Source organism: Aliiglaciecola sp. LCG003 (assembly GCF_030316135.1).
In the GTDB taxonomy this organism is placed as follows: domain Bacteria; phylum Pseudomonadota; class Gammaproteobacteria; order Enterobacterales; family Alteromonadaceae; genus Aliiglaciecola.
Map to the genome: position 1 here is coordinate 4267987 of NZ_CP128185.1, position 16580 is coordinate 4284566.

General features: G+C 44.4%; 18 protein-coding genes. 7 read left to right on the forward strand and 11 right to left on the reverse strand.

Translation table 11 applies throughout. The features are described from left to right. Positions 1 to 13 precede the first annotated feature (13 nt). A complete protein-coding gene (locus tag QR722_RS18650; RefSeq protein ID WP_286284509.1) occupies positions 14 to 190 on the forward strand; it encodes a hypothetical protein in 177 nt (58 codons plus the stop codon). Positions 191 to 256: 66 nt separating this feature from the next. Here QR722_RS18650 and QR722_RS18655 read toward each other — a convergent pair whose 3' ends face one another. The 3 genes from QR722_RS18655 to bioH form a co-directional block, all read right to left on the reverse strand. After that, complete coding sequence (locus QR722_RS18655; RefSeq protein ID WP_286284510.1) at positions 257 to 1246, reverse strand: putative metalloprotease CJM1_0395 family protein; 990 nt, start codon at positions 1244 to 1246, stop codon at positions 257 to 259. A 9-nt stretch (positions 1247 to 1255) separates the two neighbouring features. Further along, entirely contained in the window at positions 1256 to 1606 is a 351-nt protein-coding gene (locus tag QR722_RS18660; protein ID WP_286284511.1) for a hypothetical protein, read from the reverse strand. A gap of 84 nt (positions 1607 to 1690) precedes the next feature. Beyond that, on the reverse strand, positions 1691 to 2470 hold the full coding sequence (bioH, locus tag QR722_RS18665; protein WP_286284512.1) for a pimeloyl-ACP methyl ester esterase BioH: 780 nt from the start codon (positions 2468 to 2470) through the stop codon (positions 1691 to 1693). Between the two features lie 26 nt (positions 2471 to 2496). Here bioH and QR722_RS18670 point away from each other — a divergent pair, with 26 nt between their 5' ends. After that, a complete protein-coding gene (locus QR722_RS18670; RefSeq protein WP_286284513.1) occupies positions 2497 to 3192 on the forward strand; it encodes a ComF family protein in 696 nt (231 codons plus the stop codon). On the opposite strand, the gene QR722_RS18675 is transcribed toward QR722_RS18670, so the two are convergent. Continuing rightward, a complete protein-coding gene (locus QR722_RS18675) occupies positions 3173 to 5728 on the reverse strand; it encodes a M14 family metallopeptidase (RefSeq protein ID WP_502872485.1) in 2556 nt (851 codons plus the stop codon). The two genes, QR722_RS18670 and QR722_RS18675, sit on opposite strands and share 20 nt — an antisense overlap. Before the next feature lie 268 nt (positions 5729 to 5996). Here QR722_RS18675 and nfuA point away from each other — a divergent pair, with 268 nt between their 5' ends. Both nfuA and QR722_RS18685 read left to right on the forward strand, forming a co-directional pair. Next, on the forward strand, positions 5997 to 6575 hold the full coding sequence (gene nfuA, locus QR722_RS18680) for a Fe-S biogenesis protein NfuA (RefSeq protein WP_286284515.1): 579 nt from the start codon (positions 5997 to 5999) through the stop codon (positions 6573 to 6575). A gap of 14 nt (positions 6576 to 6589) precedes the next feature. After that, positions 6590 to 6868, forward strand: a complete 279-nt coding sequence (locus QR722_RS18685; RefSeq protein WP_286284516.1) for a hypothetical protein — start codon at positions 6590 to 6592, stop codon at positions 6866 to 6868. Here the strand turns inward: QR722_RS18685 and QR722_RS18690 are convergent. After that, positions 6813 to 8072 carry an MATE family efflux transporter gene (locus QR722_RS18690; protein WP_286284517.1) on the reverse strand — a complete coding sequence of 420 codons (1260 nt, stop codon included), beginning with the start codon at positions 8070 to 8072 and terminating at the stop codon, positions 6813 to 6815. The genes QR722_RS18685 and QR722_RS18690 overlap by 56 nt on opposite strands. A gap of 125 nt (positions 8073 to 8197) precedes the next feature. Between QR722_RS18690 and QR722_RS18695 the strand changes: the two genes are divergently transcribed. The 3 genes from QR722_RS18695 to QR722_RS18705 all read left to right on the forward strand — a co-directional run bounded on the left by QR722_RS18695 (position 8198) and on the right by QR722_RS18705 (position 11353). Then, complete coding sequence (locus QR722_RS18695) at positions 8198 to 9244, forward strand: polysaccharide deacetylase family protein (protein ID WP_286284518.1); 1047 nt, start codon at positions 8198 to 8200, stop codon at positions 9242 to 9244. Positions 9245 to 9278: 34 nt separating this feature from the next. Next, positions 9279 to 9740 carry a GNAT family N-acetyltransferase gene (locus QR722_RS18700; RefSeq protein WP_353506892.1) on the forward strand — a complete coding sequence of 154 codons (462 nt, stop codon included), beginning with the start codon at positions 9279 to 9281 and terminating at the stop codon, positions 9738 to 9740. A 587-nt stretch (positions 9741 to 10327) separates the two neighbouring features. Then, positions 10328 to 11353: an IS110 family RNA-guided transposase gene (locus QR722_RS18705; RefSeq protein WP_286283064.1), complete on the forward strand. Its 1026-nt coding sequence runs from the start codon at positions 10328 to 10330 to the stop codon at positions 11351 to 11353. 728 nt (positions 11354 to 12081) lie between these two features. Here QR722_RS18705 and QR722_RS18710 read toward each other — a convergent pair. Genes QR722_RS18710 through QR722_RS18735 form a run of 6 tightly spaced genes read right to left on the reverse strand, consistent with a single transcriptional unit; the run spans position 12082 to position 16573 of the window. Further along, positions 12082 to 12726, reverse strand: coding sequence for a GNAT family N-acetyltransferase (locus QR722_RS18710; protein ID WP_286284519.1), 645 nt, complete (start codon positions 12724 to 12726; stop codon positions 12082 to 12084). Between the two features lie 7 nt (positions 12727 to 12733). Further along, on the reverse strand, positions 12734 to 13372 hold the full coding sequence (locus QR722_RS18715) for an SCO family protein (RefSeq protein ID WP_286284520.1): 639 nt from the start codon (positions 13370 to 13372) through the stop codon (positions 12734 to 12736). Then, entirely contained in the window at positions 13369 to 14283 is a 915-nt protein-coding gene (gene cyoE, locus QR722_RS18720; protein WP_286284521.1) for a heme o synthase, read from the reverse strand. The genes QR722_RS18715 and cyoE overlap by 4 nt, the downstream gene beginning before the upstream one ends. A gap of 9 nt (positions 14284 to 14292) precedes the next feature. Continuing rightward, positions 14293 to 15270, reverse strand: coding sequence for a COX15/CtaA family protein (locus QR722_RS18725; RefSeq protein WP_286284522.1), 978 nt, complete (start codon positions 15268 to 15270; stop codon positions 14293 to 14295). A 12-nt stretch (positions 15271 to 15282) separates the two neighbouring features. Beyond that, entirely contained in the window at positions 15283 to 15849 is a 567-nt protein-coding gene (locus QR722_RS18730; RefSeq protein ID WP_286284523.1) for a redox-active disulfide-containing membrane protein, read from the reverse strand. Then, positions 15842 to 16573 (reverse strand): SURF1 family protein, encoded by a 732-nt coding sequence (locus QR722_RS18735; RefSeq protein WP_286284524.1) that lies wholly within the window; start codon positions 16571 to 16573, stop codon positions 15842 to 15844. Before QR722_RS18735 ends, QR722_RS18730 begins: the two co-directional genes overlap by 8 nt. Positions 16574 to 16580 lie beyond the last annotated feature (7 nt).

Consider the following 16580-nt stretch of genomic DNA (forward strand, 5'->3'; position numbering starts at 1 on the left):
GGAGTAGTTCAAGATGGCACCGTTAATACTTATCGCTGTACTTTTTATCTCGCTATTGGTGCTGGTGCCGCTAATTGAGAAATCTAATTTTCGGCTATCTTCGGAGCAAATGGGAAAGATTGGGCGATGGGTATTACCGCTGGCGATAATATTAGTCATTATCCAGATGTTTAGGCATTACGGCGGATAATCAAAACCGTCGATATGCTGGGGCGAAGTGGGTTGTTAATCGGCCGTTGAGAACTTAGCTAAGCCCTTAAGCAGTTTGTTGTAATCCAGCTGGACGGGGTTGACTAATGCTTTGGTAAAAACCTTCAATTACTGAAACCCGGCGAAGTAGGCCAGAGTCGCGACTGTCTAATTGTTGTTGCAGTGCAGCGGTATCTTGTGCGCTAAAGTCAGGATCTGCTGCAGCGATTTCTAATGAACGGGTATCAGGTTGAGTATTGATTCCATCAACTATGTCATCTAATTCAGGAAAGTCGCCAATCATAGTGGAAGGCTGTTGTTCTTCCTGCTCAGAACCATTTCTAAATTGTCGTTGAATATCATCAGCTACGGCTTGATTGGCCGATTCAGATTTGTCTTTGGCTAATTCAGCGCGAGCCTCCGCCGCAAATCTTGTGGCATCACTGGCCACTCGAAGATCTTGAGGTGAGGGTTCAGCAGGGGCAAGGGCTGCAGCACGAACTTGCTGCATTTTTCGAATAGTTTCTTCTGGAGACTTCTCTTTAGACACATCAATACTGACTTCACCGCCTACAGCATATTGACGGCCATCAGGACCACTTTCAAACTCATAGGAAGGCGAGCCTGTATATTCTCCGCCAGCAGAGGCGTGGGCTTGTTCGTGAGTACGTACTTCTGCATCGCGAGATTTTAGCTCTTCTACTTCACGTTGTTCGGCCAACTCTTGTTGTTGCTGCTGTTGTTTTGCCTCAGCATCTTGTTTGCCAGCGCTGGCATCTTCAGCGTTGTCTTGATTGAACAAATCGCCTTGGGATGAGCCATTTTGTCCATTTGCATTTTGTTGAATTTGTGGACGTTCGTAAGTTAACTGTGGCGGTTGACCCGGTGCTTTAGCACGATCTGATTCAGATCCTAGACCGCTTTCGGCAGCTGAGTTCTCAGCACTGTTGGCTTGGGGAATAGTTTCACGTTGGATATTATCGCGACGAGCAGCCTCAGTATTGACATTTCCAGTAGTGAAAACGATAGCTGTTGGGGTCGGCGTCACAATGTTCATAGCCTAATTCTACGCTAGCTCATCAATGATACGACCGACCGTATCATTTGCCACGTCCAGCACTTTGGTTGATGCCAGTGCATTACGACTATTAATTTGTAACGAGGTTAGTGCGTCCATTAAGCTATCACCGCCAGCGGGAAGTAATTGACGAGCTTGGGATATTTGTTGGAAAGCGGCATTGTTTAGCACATCTTGGGGACTTTGCGCTTGTCTGTTACCTTGGGCGATATTAATCGACGCCTCAGTAATACCGGCTTGCGCACGCTTCAAGCCGAACGCTCCCGACTGCGCACTGTTTAATCCAAAGGCCCCTGACAGGATCGCTGAATTCACATTATTTGATAAATTAATTGCCATTTAAGATAACCCCCATTACCTGAGTAAATTATAACCTAATCAGCAAGAAATGAAAGTTATATGCGACCATTGGCGTGTATGAAACTAATCGCTGATCTGAAAAATTTCTTTTATCTGCTGGAAGAACTCTTCAGGGTGCGAGATAAAAGGCGCGTGGGAAGCGTGAGCAAATATATGGCTAGTACAATTTGCTTGTAACGCAGCAATGAGTGGCACAACGCGCACGGGAACTAAACTATCCAAACGTCCGTAAAGTCGATAGGTAGGGCAATTAATTTGTCCGATTTGCTGGCGCAAATCAGTCTCATTTAATAATTTTAAGCCCGCTTGTAAGGCCATATCGTCGGGAATGGGAAAGTGCTGAATATGAGCTTGGATTTGTTTAATATCGGCCCTAGCCGTTTCGCTACCCATAGCTTGAATAGCCATAAAGCGGTCTAAGGTTTTACTAAAGTCTTGTTCCAACTGACGCTCAAAAGCAGCCAACACTTCGGGTTTAATCCCGGGCCAATCTGCGTCCTGACTAAACTTCGCGGAACATGCCAGCAATACTAATTTATCAATACGCTCAGATTGTTGTATGGCGATTTGTTGCGCCACTAAGCCTCCCAGTGACCAACCCAATAAACTGCACTTGTCGGGTAAACAGGATGCAACCATACTGGTTATAGAGGGCAAGTCATATTGCTGCGGCAGAATATTAGCGTTGCGGCCAAAGCCGGGCAAATCAATAAAGGTAACCCGAAAGTGACGTTCAAGTAGGTGACTGATGGGTTCCCATACTCCGCTGTTCAGCCCCCAACCATGCAAAAGCACCAAGTTAGGACCTTGTCCTCGGGATTCAGAATATAGCGTCGCCGTCATCAGTACACTTAAAAGGAATTATTATAATGGAGGTAAATTCTAACAAAGGATGGTTGAGCTTGTTAGCGTTAAATCGTAATTGCCTGCTGTGTCGACAACTCAGTCCGGTATTAATTTGCCCTGTCTGTTGTCATGATATGCCGCACTATGATTTGGCCCGCTACGACTTCAATATGCTTAATCGAATCAAAGTGCGCGTTGAGTTAAAAACCTTTAGCGCTGGATCTTTACTGGCATTGGCCGAATATCAATGGCCACTTTCACAATTGATTCAAGGTTTGAAATTTTCTAAAAAAGCCCTCTACGCAAAGGCATTGGCACAGGTGTTTTGTCACTTCGCTGACTCCTTACCAAGCTTACCTCAAGCCCTAGTCCCTATACCCTTGCATCCTAAAAGACTGGCAACAAGGAAATACAATCAAGCGGCTTGTATTGCACAACAGATCGCTAAATTAAAAGGGATTAAATGCTATGCGAATACTTTAAAGCGGTTAAAGTATACCCAGCCACAAACTGATTTATCAGCCGCTCAGCGGTACACTAACACTCGGAATGCCTTTGCCTGTCATAGGCCGTTAATAGGTGTTGATCACATCGCCGTTTTTGACGATGTGATCACAACAGGTTCAACGGTGTCAGCCGCAGTCAACGTGCTAAAAGAAAGATACCCATCGTTGAGAATCGATGTATGGGCAATTTGCATTACCCCTGAGCATCGATAAAAGACGCCATGTAAATAGCATTACTAAGTAAACGACTTGTACCGTACCAATAGCCACGGAAGTTTGGATTATTCGCAAATCCTATAATCTTACCTTGCCCCATATTATGAGCCACGATAGCGGCAGAATCGGCTATGAGATCTTGTAACTCATCTGAGGTATAACCGGCTAACAGCGGCTTCTCAGTATAATGTGCCACTGTGACGAACGCCTTTTCAGGCATTAACATAACCGCACCACTATTTTTAAATACTGGTAATAGGGTTCGCTCATAGCCGAAGCCCAGTGGATGGGTGATATCTAGGCTAGTGGCGAAGGCGGCACCAGCAATACGTTGTTTGGCCTCAAATCCTTCTTTATCTGAGAAGGTCATGTTTTTACCTTTAAAAGCACCATCGATCTCAGATTGCTGCATAAACTTGGCTTTTAACCACTCTTTCTCGGTAAACCATTTGGCCGCACCTTGCTGGCCGATCAATATCCCACCATTTTGTACCCAAGATTTAACTTTATCGCTGAGCGATTCAGGTACATCTTTATAACGACCATCAACCCAAATCATGTGGCTGTAGCCGCTCAAATCTACTCGTGCCAACCGCTCCAAATCAATGATTGAAACAGGCAAACCCACATGATTATCGAGATAATGCCAAGTTTCTCCGGCCTCATACTGTGATGTGCCCAAGCCACCTACAATCATGACTTTTGGCACCTCTATGGCATGCATTTTACCACTGCCTAAATCAATCCCTTGTTTAGTCAAGCCACTTTCAATTGACCAAATGGGGATGCTTAGTTCAGTAGACAGTCGAGTCAATGTTGCCAGTAAGTCTGCAGGTTGTTTAAGGGCGGTGGGGATCACTACAGAACCTGACGAGAAGCTGATATTACCGCTGGTGGTTGTAGCGGAAAAAGCGCCTCCAGCAATGCGCACTTGCACATCCGCTTCGAGCAGTCGCTGTAGCAGCTTAGGCGAATAATAGTCATTCCAACTGAAGCCGTAAGCATAAGCGCCATCTTGTAGTCTAGGTAGCTGAACCGGCGGTTTTTCTGCATACTTTTTGCTTACCGATAAACGCCTAAAGTCACTCTTGTCGACGGCCGAATATTGAATATTAAACGCTAGGGCTAGATTCCAGTTGGAAACATCATAAAAAGTATTATCTGCGAAGCGTTTACGAGTAGAGAATATTGACTTGATGAGACGATATTGCGGCTGTTCCAAAGGCACAAAGATACTGTCTACCGAGCGATACGTGGCATCATCAATTTTAGCGTCTTTATCTAATCCAAAGAACTCAATCTGATGTTGCTGCAAAATCTGTTTGAGTTGATTGAAGCGTCCGCTATCTTTTCCTTGAGTGAGCAGATAACCACGCTCATCATCATCATTCAGTAATTGGTCTGTGTGCTTGGCAAAATCAGCCTGGTATTTTAACAAGGCAGGCTTATTCGCCACCGCCCCTTTGAAGGTTGAAAGAGAGGTAGTTACTTGATTTTGGATAGTTGCTGAAAAGGCTAGCGGGCCATTAATCGTATCTTGTAAATGACCGCGACTACTGGCCTGCTCAAATAAAATACCGATACTGCCCTGGGCATCCGGATAAGTTGATCCCTTACCATAATAGAAATCATCGAATGCCTCTTGGGTAAAATAAAGCTGCTTGGTGTCATCCAATGCCGCGGCATGAAAATCTCCTAGCGCTTCGGTCAGGGTAACATTTTGGTCCGGGGTCCAAGGATTTTTTCGCGATTCAATGCCTGGCTGAAAAAAGAAAGTGCTATTGGGATTCATTTCGTGGAAATCAGTTAATACATGGGGGCGCCATTGCTGAAACTGTTTGATCCGCGCTCTCGACTCAGGATGAGTCAGTAACAGCCAATCTCGATTCAAATCGAACCAATAGTGATTAACTCGGCCGCTTGGCCAGTGTTGACGATGTTCACGATGATTAGGATCAGCAACTAAATTTTGCCCTTTGTGCATATTAGCCCATTGGGCGAAACGAGATAAGCCATCGGGATTAACAGAAGGGTCGAGTAACACAATATTGGTTTTCAACAGTTTATCGATTTCAGGCCCTTGTGCAGCCGCTAAATAATACGCCACTAGCATACTTGCGTTCGCCCCTGACGGCTCATCGCCATGTACGCTGTACCCCATCCACAAAACTAAAGGGTCATCTTCAGTAGGCGTATCACCAGAGGACAGAATATTTAAGTGACGTGAACGCATTGACGCAATCTTTGATTGATTCGAGGAGTCAGTGATAGTAAGTAATAACAAAGGGCGATTTTCATGGGTTCGCCCAGTTTCCACTACGCTGACTCTATCAGAGCTTTGCGCCAGCACTTTCATGTACTCCACTAACTGGTCATGACGCACATGCCAGGTCCCCACAGGTGCGCCTAAAATTTCGGCTGGCTTGGGAATATTGGGATCGTATTGTATCGATTTAGGTAAATAATCCATGTCTGACATGGCAAAGGCACTAAGCTGCACCCAACATAATAACGAGACCAAACTACTTCGCATTGAAATCATAGAACACTCTTTTCATAGTAATTAACTACATTACCCATCGTTTATCATTCTCAACAGCAAATGTGAGAAGACAGATGGACAAATATTGGTCTATCAACATTGATTTTTGCTGAATCGACCAAACTTCTTATGTGACGCTCCAGTATGCATCAAATCTTTGTTAGTTAAAAATATCATAATAGAATTCGATTACTTGAGTTTTTTACTCAGGTATTTCTGTTAGAATAGCCACATAAATTTTGTAAGTCAGGATTGATTGATGATTACGATTTCTGAAAGTGCTCAAGCACACTTTGCTAAATTGCTTGAAAATCAAGAGCCAGACACTCACATTCGCGTGTTTGTGGTGAATCCAGGCACCCCTGGCGCAGAGTGTGGTGTGTCTTATTGCCCACCGGATGCAGTAGAAGAGTCCGATACAACGTTTGAATTTAACGGTTTCGATGCAGTAGTCGACCTTGAAAGTGCACCGTTTTTAGAAGAAGCCGTGATTGACTTCGTGACGGACCAAATGGGTTCCCAGCTAACGCTAAAAGCACCAAATGCCAAAGCACGCAAAGTCGATGAAGACGCACCTTTAGCCGAGCGTATTAGCTATATGATTGAAGCGGAAATTAACCCTCAATTAGCTAGTCATGGTGGCAAGGTTAGTTTGATGGAGATCACTCCTAAAGGCGAAGCAATCCTTCAGTTCGGCGGAGGTTGTAATGGCTGTTCTATGGTCGACGTGACGCTTAAAGACGGCATAGAGAAACAGATGCTGGCAGCTTTTTCCGGAGAAATAACCGCCGTTAAAGATGCAACTGAGCACGAAGCCGGTGAGCACTCTTATTACTAAGCACACTAGCAACCATGTTAAAACACTGGTTTTATCGCTTAGGTAGTCAGCCCCATAAAAGCTGGGCCGATTTCAAAATTGGCCTGGCTATTTTCGTATTTGGTATTGTGTTGATATTGGCAGGAAATCGCTATTGGATCATGCTGCAAATACCAGGTGTACTGGTGTTAGCTGGTGGCTTCATCTATGCAGCGAAAGGGTATGCAGGTATTTTCGCCAACCGCTTTTCACAAACTATCAATCGATTAAGCGCCGCTGCTGAAAAAGATAAACGTAATACCCACCAAGACTAATCCCACGACTTCCAAGTAATGCTAATAATGCTATCCATAGCGCCCAATTTTGCCAGTCTTGTAACAGCCACCAAACGGGGAAGTACACTAACAGTCCACTAAGGATCATACTATTTCGCATCGCTGATGCACGGGTTAAACCAACAAATACGCCGTCAAACAAGAAACACCAATGGGCAATTAGCGGTAAACACCAGATCACGACTAAATAATCATTTGTTGCCTGTTGCAAGTCTTGTTGATCAGTCAGTAACGTCACAATATCACTGCCAAATAGCACAAACATCAATGCATATAGGAGTGCAAAGATACTTGACCAAAAGACCCCGATTAAGGTGTTGAAGTGTAGCATTTTACTATCTGACGCGCCCTTGGCCTCGCCCACCTTGGCCTCTACAGCATAAGCAATGGCATCAAGCCCCAATGAAATCAGCACAAAAAATTGCATTAATACCGCATTGATAGCCGCAGTTTGTTGCCCTAACCGGATCCCTTGGAACGTCATAAACACTAAACATGACTGCAGTGCAAGATTGCGCAGTAGCATAGCGCCATTGAGTTTTGTAAGTACTTGCAGACTTTTGATACCGAGCCAGTGCTTATCAAATGCAGATAGCGACTGTTTGAAAATATATAGCAAGCTAAAAATGGTCACACTATACTCGGCAATCACGCTAGCCGCCGCTACCCCCGCAACATCCCAATTGAAAACAAATACAAAGAGTAAATTGAGCATCACATTGATTAAGTTAGAGCTGATTTGGACCAGCATTACAAAACGAGCTTTTTGCTGACCTAATAACCATCCTACCAGTGCAAGATTCAATAATGCAGCAGGCGCGCCCCAGATCCTTACATTAAAATAACTAACGATGACCGCTTCAACTTGATGTTCGGCTTCAGAAAAATATAGAGCGATGTCAAGCAGATAGCTTGCTGAAAGCAAGATGCCGAGTCCCAATAGACCCGCAGAGAAAATACTTTGGTAAAAAACCTGTGTCCGCCCCTCATCTGTCGCTTCGCCTTTCGCCTGCGCACTTAATCCAGTTGCCGACATACGCACAAAGCCGCATATCCAATAGATTTGGGTAATGACTAAGGCTGCAAATGACGCCCCTGCTAAATAATGGCTGCCTTGCATATGACCAAGCACGGCAGTGTCCACTAGGCCAATCAGTGGCGCGCTGATATGTGCCAGTAACATCGGCAAAACCAGCGTTAAAAGCTGAACGTGGGGGCGCCTCTGCCAGAAACGTATTTTAGTATCTGATTGGTTTAAGCTTTGCTGCAATGATAAGATCCATCATTCTCAATTAACGGCCAGATTGCATGTATTATTTCATTTTTTCATTAGTAGGCGCACTTTTATTTATTCCAGCACTCAAGGCTGAGCCTCAAGAGAGTCACGGGGTGATTCTTATGTATCATCATGTGAGCGAAGACACGCCGCCTAGCACGACTATTAGCCCAAAAATGTTCGAACAACATATGGCTTACCTACAGCAACATCATACCGTGGTTGCCCTTAGCAGTTTGGTCAATAGCATCCGCAACAAACAACCGTTGCCAGAAAATGCAGTAGCAATTACCTTTGATGATGGATATGAAAACATTTTCCTAAATGCTCATCCAATCTTAAAGCGCTACGGCTTCACCTATACTGTGTTTATAAATCCACCATTGATAGATACGCAAAACTACCAACTAAGTTGGCAGCAAGTTGCCCAGATGCAGCAGCAGGGAGCAAGCTTTGCGAATCATACCAGTCACCACAATCATTTGCTCCAAGGCAGTCAGACGCAAGGCTGGTTGGCTCGCAGCTTAGAGGATATCGAGTCAGCGGAACACCTATTACAACAAAAAACGGGCGAGAGTCTAAAGTACTTGGCTTACCCTTTTGGTGAATATAATCAGCAATTGGCTGATAAAATTGCCTCTCTTGGCTACACCGGCTTTGGACAGCATTCAGGCGCAGTGTCGCAGCACAGTGATTATAGCGCCTTGCCACGAATACCTGCGGCAGGCATATACTCCAATTTAGAAACTCTCAAGGCCAAGCTAAACAGTTTGGATATGCCGGTCATCGAATTGGCTATACAGGATCCGCAGCTTGATTACGACAAGCGCCAACCGGTCCAAAAGGTAACGGTTAACACCAATGATTTGCGGGCCACCCAGCTAGCTTGTTATTTTAAAGGTGAAGCACTCCCCATAAGCTGGCAGCAGAATACCTTCACATTGCAACTACCTAAGCAGCTGTCTGTAGGCCGCTCCCGAATAAATTGTACAGCGCCAAGCATAACTCAACGGGGCCGTTATTATTGGTTTTCCCAACCCTGGTTTGTACCCACTGAAAAAGGTGATTGGCTAAACTAATTGCATAGCCTAACCTGATATTTTTCGAGATACTATGATGATTTTACAACAAGAAAGTCCCCTATCAAGTGATGTGATTGAACTGCTAAAAGCCCATCACCGTGAGATGTTTGATCACTCTCCCCGCGGCAGTGTACACGCGCTAGATGAAAGCCAATTTAACTCACCACATATGACATTTTGGAGTGTTAGAGTAAATCAACAGTTGGCAGGTTGTGGTGCACTAAAGACAATAGACGAGAAGCACGGCGAAATAAAAGCAATGCGCACTGCTAAAGGTTTTGAGCGCCAAGGCGTAGCAACAACACTACTAGAAAACATCATCACCCAAGCACAGATTCGCGGCTGCACCCGCGTCAGTCTTGAGACCGGCAGCATGGCATTCTTTGCCCCTGCTAGACAACTATATCTGCGACGCGGATTTAAACCCTGCCCGCCATTTGCAGGCTACTTTGATGATCCCAACAGTATCTGCATGACACTTACGCTCGACTAGCTATTAAAAGTGCCCTAATCCTCGCACCGCAACCAACATCAACATACCGAGTTAACATGGCTGTCCATGTAAGGACGCATGTAAGGACGTTTAACGATTCTTGCACCCAAGCCAATGGAAAGCCGATTGCTGTGCTACAAACTATGGTTTTCAGGGATGAAAACGCTAAGCGTACAGGGATGTATTTACCGCGTGTTTGTAATGCAGTAACGGACTTGGAATGACAGTAATTAACATGGCTGTCCATGTAAGGACGTTTGGAATGGTGTTCATTAAGATGGGTGTCTTGTTAACGTTTACAAATGGAAAGACGATTGCTGTACTACAAACTATGGCTTTCAGGGATGAAAACGCTAAGCGTACAGGGATGTATTTACCGCGTGTTTGTAGTGCAGTAACGGGCTTGGAATGAACCGATTACGATGGATGTCCATGTAACGGTGCTTGTAACGGTGCTTACGTTTATTAAGATGGGTGTCTTGTTAACGTTATTAAGATGGGTGATGAGATGGACGCTCCCCAATACGGCGTCAATGCGCCAAAATAGTAGTTCTTAAACAAGACTATTTACATAGGGAACGTCCAATATGAAGCTTAAAACAATTACCATCGATTTGGCAAAGACTGTATTTCAAGTGTGCGGAGTAAATGAACATATTAAACCGCAATTTAATAAGAAATTAAAACGGACTGAGCTACTTGATTTTATGCGCCAACAACCACCTACGTTGGTGGTGATGGAAGCCTGTTATTCATCGCATTACTGGGGGCGTGAAATTGCTAAATTAGGTCATGATACCAAGCTTATACCAGCCCAACATGTCACGCCTTTTGTGCGAGGCAACAAGAATGACCATAACGATGCTTTTGCCATAGCAGAAGCCAGCCAGCGCTCACATATCCGCTTTGTCCCCGTAAAATCTGAGCAACAGCAAGAAATTAATTGCTTGCATCGAATTCGAGAGCGCTTAATTAGAAACAAAACGGCCCTGAGTAACCAGATACGCGGGTTGTTAAGTGAATTTGGGGTAATATTTCCTTGTGGCCACGTGGCCTTGTGTGCAGGATTAGCCCAAGTAATTGATAGCGAACAACGCAGTAACCAGTTGAGAACCATGATGCGCGCGTTAAAGGCAGAATATGAAGACACACGCTCTCGCATCAAGGCCATTGAGCAGCAATTGCATCACTTTGTTAATAACAGTGAAAGTGGCAAAATATTGCTCAGCATCCCAGGGATTGGTTTCATTAATGCCTCAGCGTTTTTAGCCGCCATTGATAAAGGCCAGGCGTTTAATAATCCCAAAGAATTTGCCGTGTGGTTAGGGCTGACGCCTAAACAACACGCCTCAGGCAATATCAGTAAGATGGGCGGCATTACCAAACGCGGAGACCGTTATTTACGTAAACAACTGGTACATGGTGCGCGGTCTGTCGTGAGTCGTGCCGCGCAAAGAACTGATCCGTTATCACTGTGGGCCACTAAACTTCGCGTTACCAAGCCGTTTAATAAAGTGGCAGTCGCCGTCGCCCATCGTTTAGCACGTTTAATCTGGATATTGCTCACACGTCAGGAGCACTATCGCGTTACGTCCTCACAAGTGAGCGCATAACATGAATCACTTTACGTTATCCCTGTCGAGCTCAATTCCGTGTAGGACAAAGGCACCAAGCCTGTGTGGGTGTTGTGGAAGGCAAGACACGGGATAACACTTACTTTACCTACCCCGCTTAGTCATAAAATGATGAAGAAAACGGTCTACCTACCTCATCAAAGCCAGACTTAGACACGGATAACAATCCGACTGGGTGTTTTTAGGCGATAAGGTTCGGAGTTCATCAGAGGCCAGCGTTGATTAAACCAACGCTAATAAAGAGCCTGAATATATGTCAGAACTAAGCCATTTTAGACTGCCTTCAAGACAACAGACTAGCGGTAATAGAATAGTAAAAACGTAATTCGTGCAGAAAATCAGCACGAAGGGGCAATTAGTACGTTGACATCAGGGGAGCGTCCATATATGTCTTGTTAACATTTACAAATGGAAAGACGATTGCTGTACTACAAACTATGGTTTTCAGGGATGAAAACGCTAAGCGTACAGGGACGTATTTACCGCGTGTTTGTAGTGCAGTAACGGGCTTGGAATGACTGTAATTAACATGGCTGTCCATGTAAGGACGCTGAAAATCAGTACGAAGCGATTGGTAATACGTTGACATACCGAGAGCGTCCATATATGTCTTGTTAACGTTTTAAGATGGGTGTCTCGTTAACGTTTTTTAAAATGGGTGTCTCGTTAACGTTTTGGTAACGTTGGTAACGTCCGCGGAACTTTTGTCAATTTAGTTCTAGCCGCATGTGAACGTGTGGCTGCAAGCCAAGTTCAATGGCATCCGCTTCAGGTTGGACCAATTTGACCCGCTCAAAACCAAATTTTTGGTATAATCTTAATGCGGCTAAATTCCCATCCACTACCTGCAAACTTAACGCGCGTTTACCTGACTCAATAGCATGTTGCTTAAACCACTCTAAAAGGGTTGTTGCCAAACCCTCACGGCGATGTTGAACCGCCACAGCAATATGACCAACTCCCAATTCATCCGATTGAGGAGGCATAATCAATCGAGCTAATTTTGTATTGTTGTTAAGGATCACAGCAGTCTCCAGTACACCAAAGTAATCAATAAGACTGCGCAAGGTAGACTGCTTGAAGGTATCAGATACTGAAGATGTCCAGCAACTGCCACATGCTATTACTTTTGCATCATGCTTAATGATATATTGATTTGAATAGCCGAATTGGCCTTCAGGCTGACCGAGCGAAATAAATAGATAGTCCAACACCTTTTGGCGAGAAGTCGCGTGATCTAAATTGGCAGGATTAAAGACTTTTTCAAAAGTTTCTTGTCCAGAAGCGAAAATAAGCCGACTTAACTCTTTTGCGTCCTCTGGACTAGATGTTATTACATTGTGCTTGGGCAAGTCTTGCTCATTGCCTAACGACTATAGGCATATCTGCCAGAATCTGCTCACTGTCACTAACTGCCAATTTACCCGGCTCTAAATGGGGTTTAAAACGTCCTACCACTTGAACCTGGGGATTGATCACCGTGACCGAAGCGCTGTGGTCGACTAAATAGTTAGGATCGTCCATGTTATCACTCATGGCGTACATCATGCCTAAGGCTCGTACTAGCGGAAACAGCTGCTTGTGTTCCCCTGATGTGGCCAAAAATTCTGGATTAAAGAAATCTACGTATTCATTTAAGCGTTCAGCTGTATCTCGGCGAGGATCTACCGACAGAAACCAAACTTGAATCGGGTGCTCAGTTTCTATTTGCTGTAACTGAGGGTAGATACTTTTTAGTTCAGCCATGGTAGTTGGGCAGATATCGGGGCAGAACGTATATCCCACAAACACCAAGGTCCATTTATCGGCCAAGTTCTGATTTGTAAATGTAGAACCTTGTTTATCGTACAATTCAAATTCAGGTAAAGCTCGTGCAGCAGGGTATTGCTGCATAAATTTAACCTTGTCAGTTGCCGGCGGTGCGATATTCACAGCAAAATATAAACCAGCTGCCAGCGCGACCACAGCGACTATCGCTAAAAGAGTGTTTTGCTTCATAATGAAAATTTAAAATAATGATCAACCAATAAGGCCACAAACAATATCATCAGATGGAATATAGAAAAACCAAATGTTTTCATCGGAGTCGTTTCATCACCGGCGAATTTTAGCTTCCACGCATAATACATAAAGCCGGCATTTAGTATTAAAGAGCTGACTAAATAGATCACCCCTGACATACCAGTCAAATAAGGTAATAAACACACGATGGTTAATAATAATGTATAAAGCAGCACCGAGGTTTTCGTGAACTCAACACCATGGGTGACGGGTAACATAGGGATTTCAGCTTTGGCATAATCTTTTACTCGATGAATCGCCAGAGCCCAAAAATGTGGTGGCGTCCAAGTAAATACAATCAAGACTAATAATAAGGCGTAGGGGTGGATTTCTCCGGTTACAGCGGTCCAACCTAATAAAGGAGGAGCTGCGCCTGCCAAGCCGCCGATAACGATATTTTGCGGCGTCGCACGCTTTAAATACATAGTATAAACCACCGCGTAGCCAACTAAGCTGGCCAAGGTTAATACTGCGGTTAAACGGTTCACCCACAGTTCAAGACAAATGTAGCCCGCCACGCCCAACACCAAAGCAAAAATTAACGCTCTTTTGGGACTAATTTTGCCTTTTGTTACCGGTCGATTAAAGGTTCGCGCCATTTTTCGATCAATATTACGGTCAACGACATGGTTGATGACCGCAGCGGCAGATGACAACAAACCAATACCACCTAAGCCTGCAATCAATATTTGCCAGCTGACCCACGTTTCGGTTGCGAGGCACATGCCAACTAATGCTGTTAGCAACAGCAAACTAATCACTTTGGGTTTAGTCAATTCGTAATAGTCACGCCAAGTGGCGCTTTGACCAGTCGATTTTGAATAGTTTACTTCGATTGTTTTGTTCATCAGTCTTTCCTAAGTCTTTCGGTACATGGTGTAGCAGAGCTTGACCATAATCAGCAGTAAGCAAGCGGCAACTGCGTTATGCAAAACAGCCACTGCCAGCGGCAAACTAAAGACTACGTTGCTTACACCCAAGATTACTTGCAGGCCAAGAATAAGTACCATCTTTACCGACAAGGATCGTATATTTTGTGATGCGGCATTGCTGTATAAGCGAATGGCCAACCAACACAGATAAACAAATGTCACAATTGCGCCAATTCGATGGGCAACATGCATGGTCATGCGTTGCGGCCAGTCATGTGTACCATATTCGTAATTATCCGCTACTGGTATACTAAAGGCGCCGGGGATGTCGAGTCGATTAACCCATCCACCTTCGCAAAACGGTAATTCAGTACAAGCAAGAGACGCATAATTGGCTGATGTCCAGCCACCCAAGGCAATTTGGCAAATCAAGATCATAATCCCAAGGGCGCAATATTTAGCAAACCGAGCTATCCCAGTATCTCCACCTGGAATACGATAAGGTGTCAGGCGCAAATACAGTAGATACAAACAAGACAAAACGGCAAACCCACCTAAAAGGTGTCCCATAACCACAACCGGCAGCAGGTTTAGGGTAACCGTCCACATTCCTAGCGCGCCTTGAAAAGCCACCAAACACAACAAGAAAAACGGAAGTTTGACCGGACTGTGATAAGAACGCTTGAGAAAACTGCCGATGAAAATCAGTAAAATTACGAAGCCGAGAGTGGCGGCTGCATAGCGGTGGATCATCTCATTCCAAGCTTTATGAGCTTCAAAAGGACGATCTGGAAATGCATTCACTGCGGCAGTTATATGTACATCGGTCTTAGGTACACTCAGATGTCCATAACAACCTGGCCAGTCTGGGCAGCCCAGTCCTGCATCAGTAAGGCGGGTATACGCCCCCAATACAATCACCACAATTGCTAACAATACTGCCACCAGCACTAGTTTTCTCATTACTACCATTCCCTAACCGATTCGTGAAAGCTTCAGTAGCTTGCGCAAATCTGACAAAATATCGCGACTTTGTTGTATCGCTTCTTGTTCTTGTTGTTTTAGCGGATACTTAAGAATTATATTTCCCAAGGTATCGGAAATGAAAATACCATCTGCGGCGTCATCTTTAAACACCTTATTTACATTTTGCTCATCTACTTGTAACACTACAACACTAGGATGTTTAACAATTTGAGTGCTTTGTGGGTTTGCGCTGTTATTATGAACTAAGACCACAGGCTCCACACGATCCGATTCTTTACCCAGCGCCACCCATATTTGATTAATGCTGTACAACGCATTCTCACATGATTGTTGACATGTCTGAGGCATAACAAATAACAACCGCCATTTAGGCTCAAGCTCACTATTTATAAGATTTAAATCCAATACCGTTTCAAGTAATTGCCCCTTGTTGGTAGAAGCTTTATTAAACCAATCATAGCTTAGAGCCAAATAAGCCAAAACCACTGGCAACACAAATACGATTGCCAACAACAAAGGGGTTTTTCTGTACTTTTTGACTTCACTTCTAGACATCTTTTTTTACCTTACGTTTTCTTATAGCCACTAGATAAATCACCATACAGGCAATAGCGAGCCCAAACCATTGCATGGCATAGGCGTAATGTTTTTGCGGTGACATCACCACAGGTTTCCAATTTCGACTAAAACCCAAATGATGCTGAGGATCCAATTGCATTATTACTGGCAATAGACGCTCATCTAAAAATTTAGACATAAAAGGCAAGTCAATACTTTGTAAAACAATCGGCCACTTATCTTGTAGCGTTGCCGTTTCCGTGACCATCGGGTTTACACTCGGAACAGAGCTGGTGCCGATAAAATAAGTACGCTCGGGAGGAATAGTTATTTCAGGTACCTGATCGCGATATTGTCCCCCTTGTACCCATCCCAAATTCACCATTAACAAACCTTGAGCGGTCCGTACTGGCAATAAAACATGGTATCCGACCTTGCCTGCTTCCGTTCGATTGTCGAGTAGGAATAATTTTTCTGATAATGGTCTAGCCTCCACCGAGAATGGCACATCACGCTTATCGTCTAGGTTAAGAAGACTTTGCAAACCTATATCCGAGGCCTGTTGGCGCAGTTCAATTTGGGCCAGCCTTTCACTTTTATGCTGACCACGCTGTACCTGCCACCACCCCAGTGCACATAGCACGGCCACCACAAAAATAATAAAAACAGTGGTAATATATGGATGTTTCTGGTCAGATGAAGTCGTTGAATTATCGGCCATAATGTAG

Bases quoted from the DNA above. Each gene is read 5' to 3' on its own strand.
- QR722_RS18650 (WP_286284509.1), top strand. From the start codon at position 14: ATGGCACCGTTAATACTTATCGCTGTACTTTTTATCTCGCTATTGGTG.
- QR722_RS18655 (WP_286284510.1), bottom strand. From the start codon at position 1,246: ATGAACATTGTGACGCCGACCCCAACAGCTATCGTTTTCACTACTGGA.
- QR722_RS18660 (WP_286284511.1), bottom strand. From the start codon at position 1,606: ATGGCAATTAATTTATCAAATAATGTGAATTCAGCGATCCTGTCAGGG.
- bioH (WP_286284512.1), bottom strand. From the start codon at position 2,470: ATGACGGCGACGCTATATTCTGAATCCCGAGGACAAGGTCCTAACTTG.
- QR722_RS18670 (WP_286284513.1), top strand. From the start codon at position 2,497: ATGGAGGTAAATTCTAACAAAGGATGGTTGAGCTTGTTAGCGTTAAAT.
- QR722_RS18675 (WP_502872485.1), bottom strand. From the start codon at position 5,728: ATGCGAAGTAGTTTGGTCTCGTTATTATGTTGGGTGCAGCTTAGTGCC.
- nfuA (WP_286284515.1), top strand. From the start codon at position 5,997: ATGATTACGATTTCTGAAAGTGCTCAAGCACACTTTGCTAAATTGCTT.
- QR722_RS18685 (WP_286284516.1), top strand. From the start codon at position 6,590: ATGTTAAAACACTGGTTTTATCGCTTAGGTAGTCAGCCCCATAAAAGC.
- QR722_RS18690 (WP_286284517.1), bottom strand. From the start codon at position 8,072: ATGTTACTGGCACATATCAGCGCGCCACTGATTGGCCTAGTGGACACT.
- QR722_RS18695 (WP_286284518.1), top strand. From the start codon at position 8,198: ATGTATTATTTCATTTTTTCATTAGTAGGCGCACTTTTATTTATTCCA.
- QR722_RS18700 (WP_353506892.1), top strand. From the start codon at position 9,279: ATGATGATTTTACAACAAGAAAGTCCCCTATCAAGTGATGTGATTGAA.
- QR722_RS18705 (WP_286283064.1), top strand. From the start codon at position 10,328: ATGAAGCTTAAAACAATTACCATCGATTTGGCAAAGACTGTATTTCAA.
- QR722_RS18715 (WP_286284520.1), bottom strand. From the start codon at position 13,372: ATGAAGCAAAACACTCTTTTAGCGATAGTCGCTGTGGTCGCGCTGGCA.
- cyoE (WP_286284521.1), bottom strand. From the start codon at position 14,283: ATGAACAAAACAATCGAAGTAAACTATTCAAAATCGACTGGTCAAAGC.
- QR722_RS18725 (WP_286284522.1), bottom strand. From the start codon at position 15,270: ATGAGAAAACTAGTGCTGGTGGCAGTATTGTTAGCAATTGTGGTGATT.
- QR722_RS18730 (WP_286284523.1), bottom strand. From the start codon at position 15,849: ATGTCTAGAAGTGAAGTCAAAAAGTACAGAAAAACCCCTTTGTTGTTG.
- QR722_RS18735 (WP_286284524.1), bottom strand. From the start codon at position 16,573: ATGGCCGATAATTCAACGACTTCATCTGACCAGAAACATCCATATATT.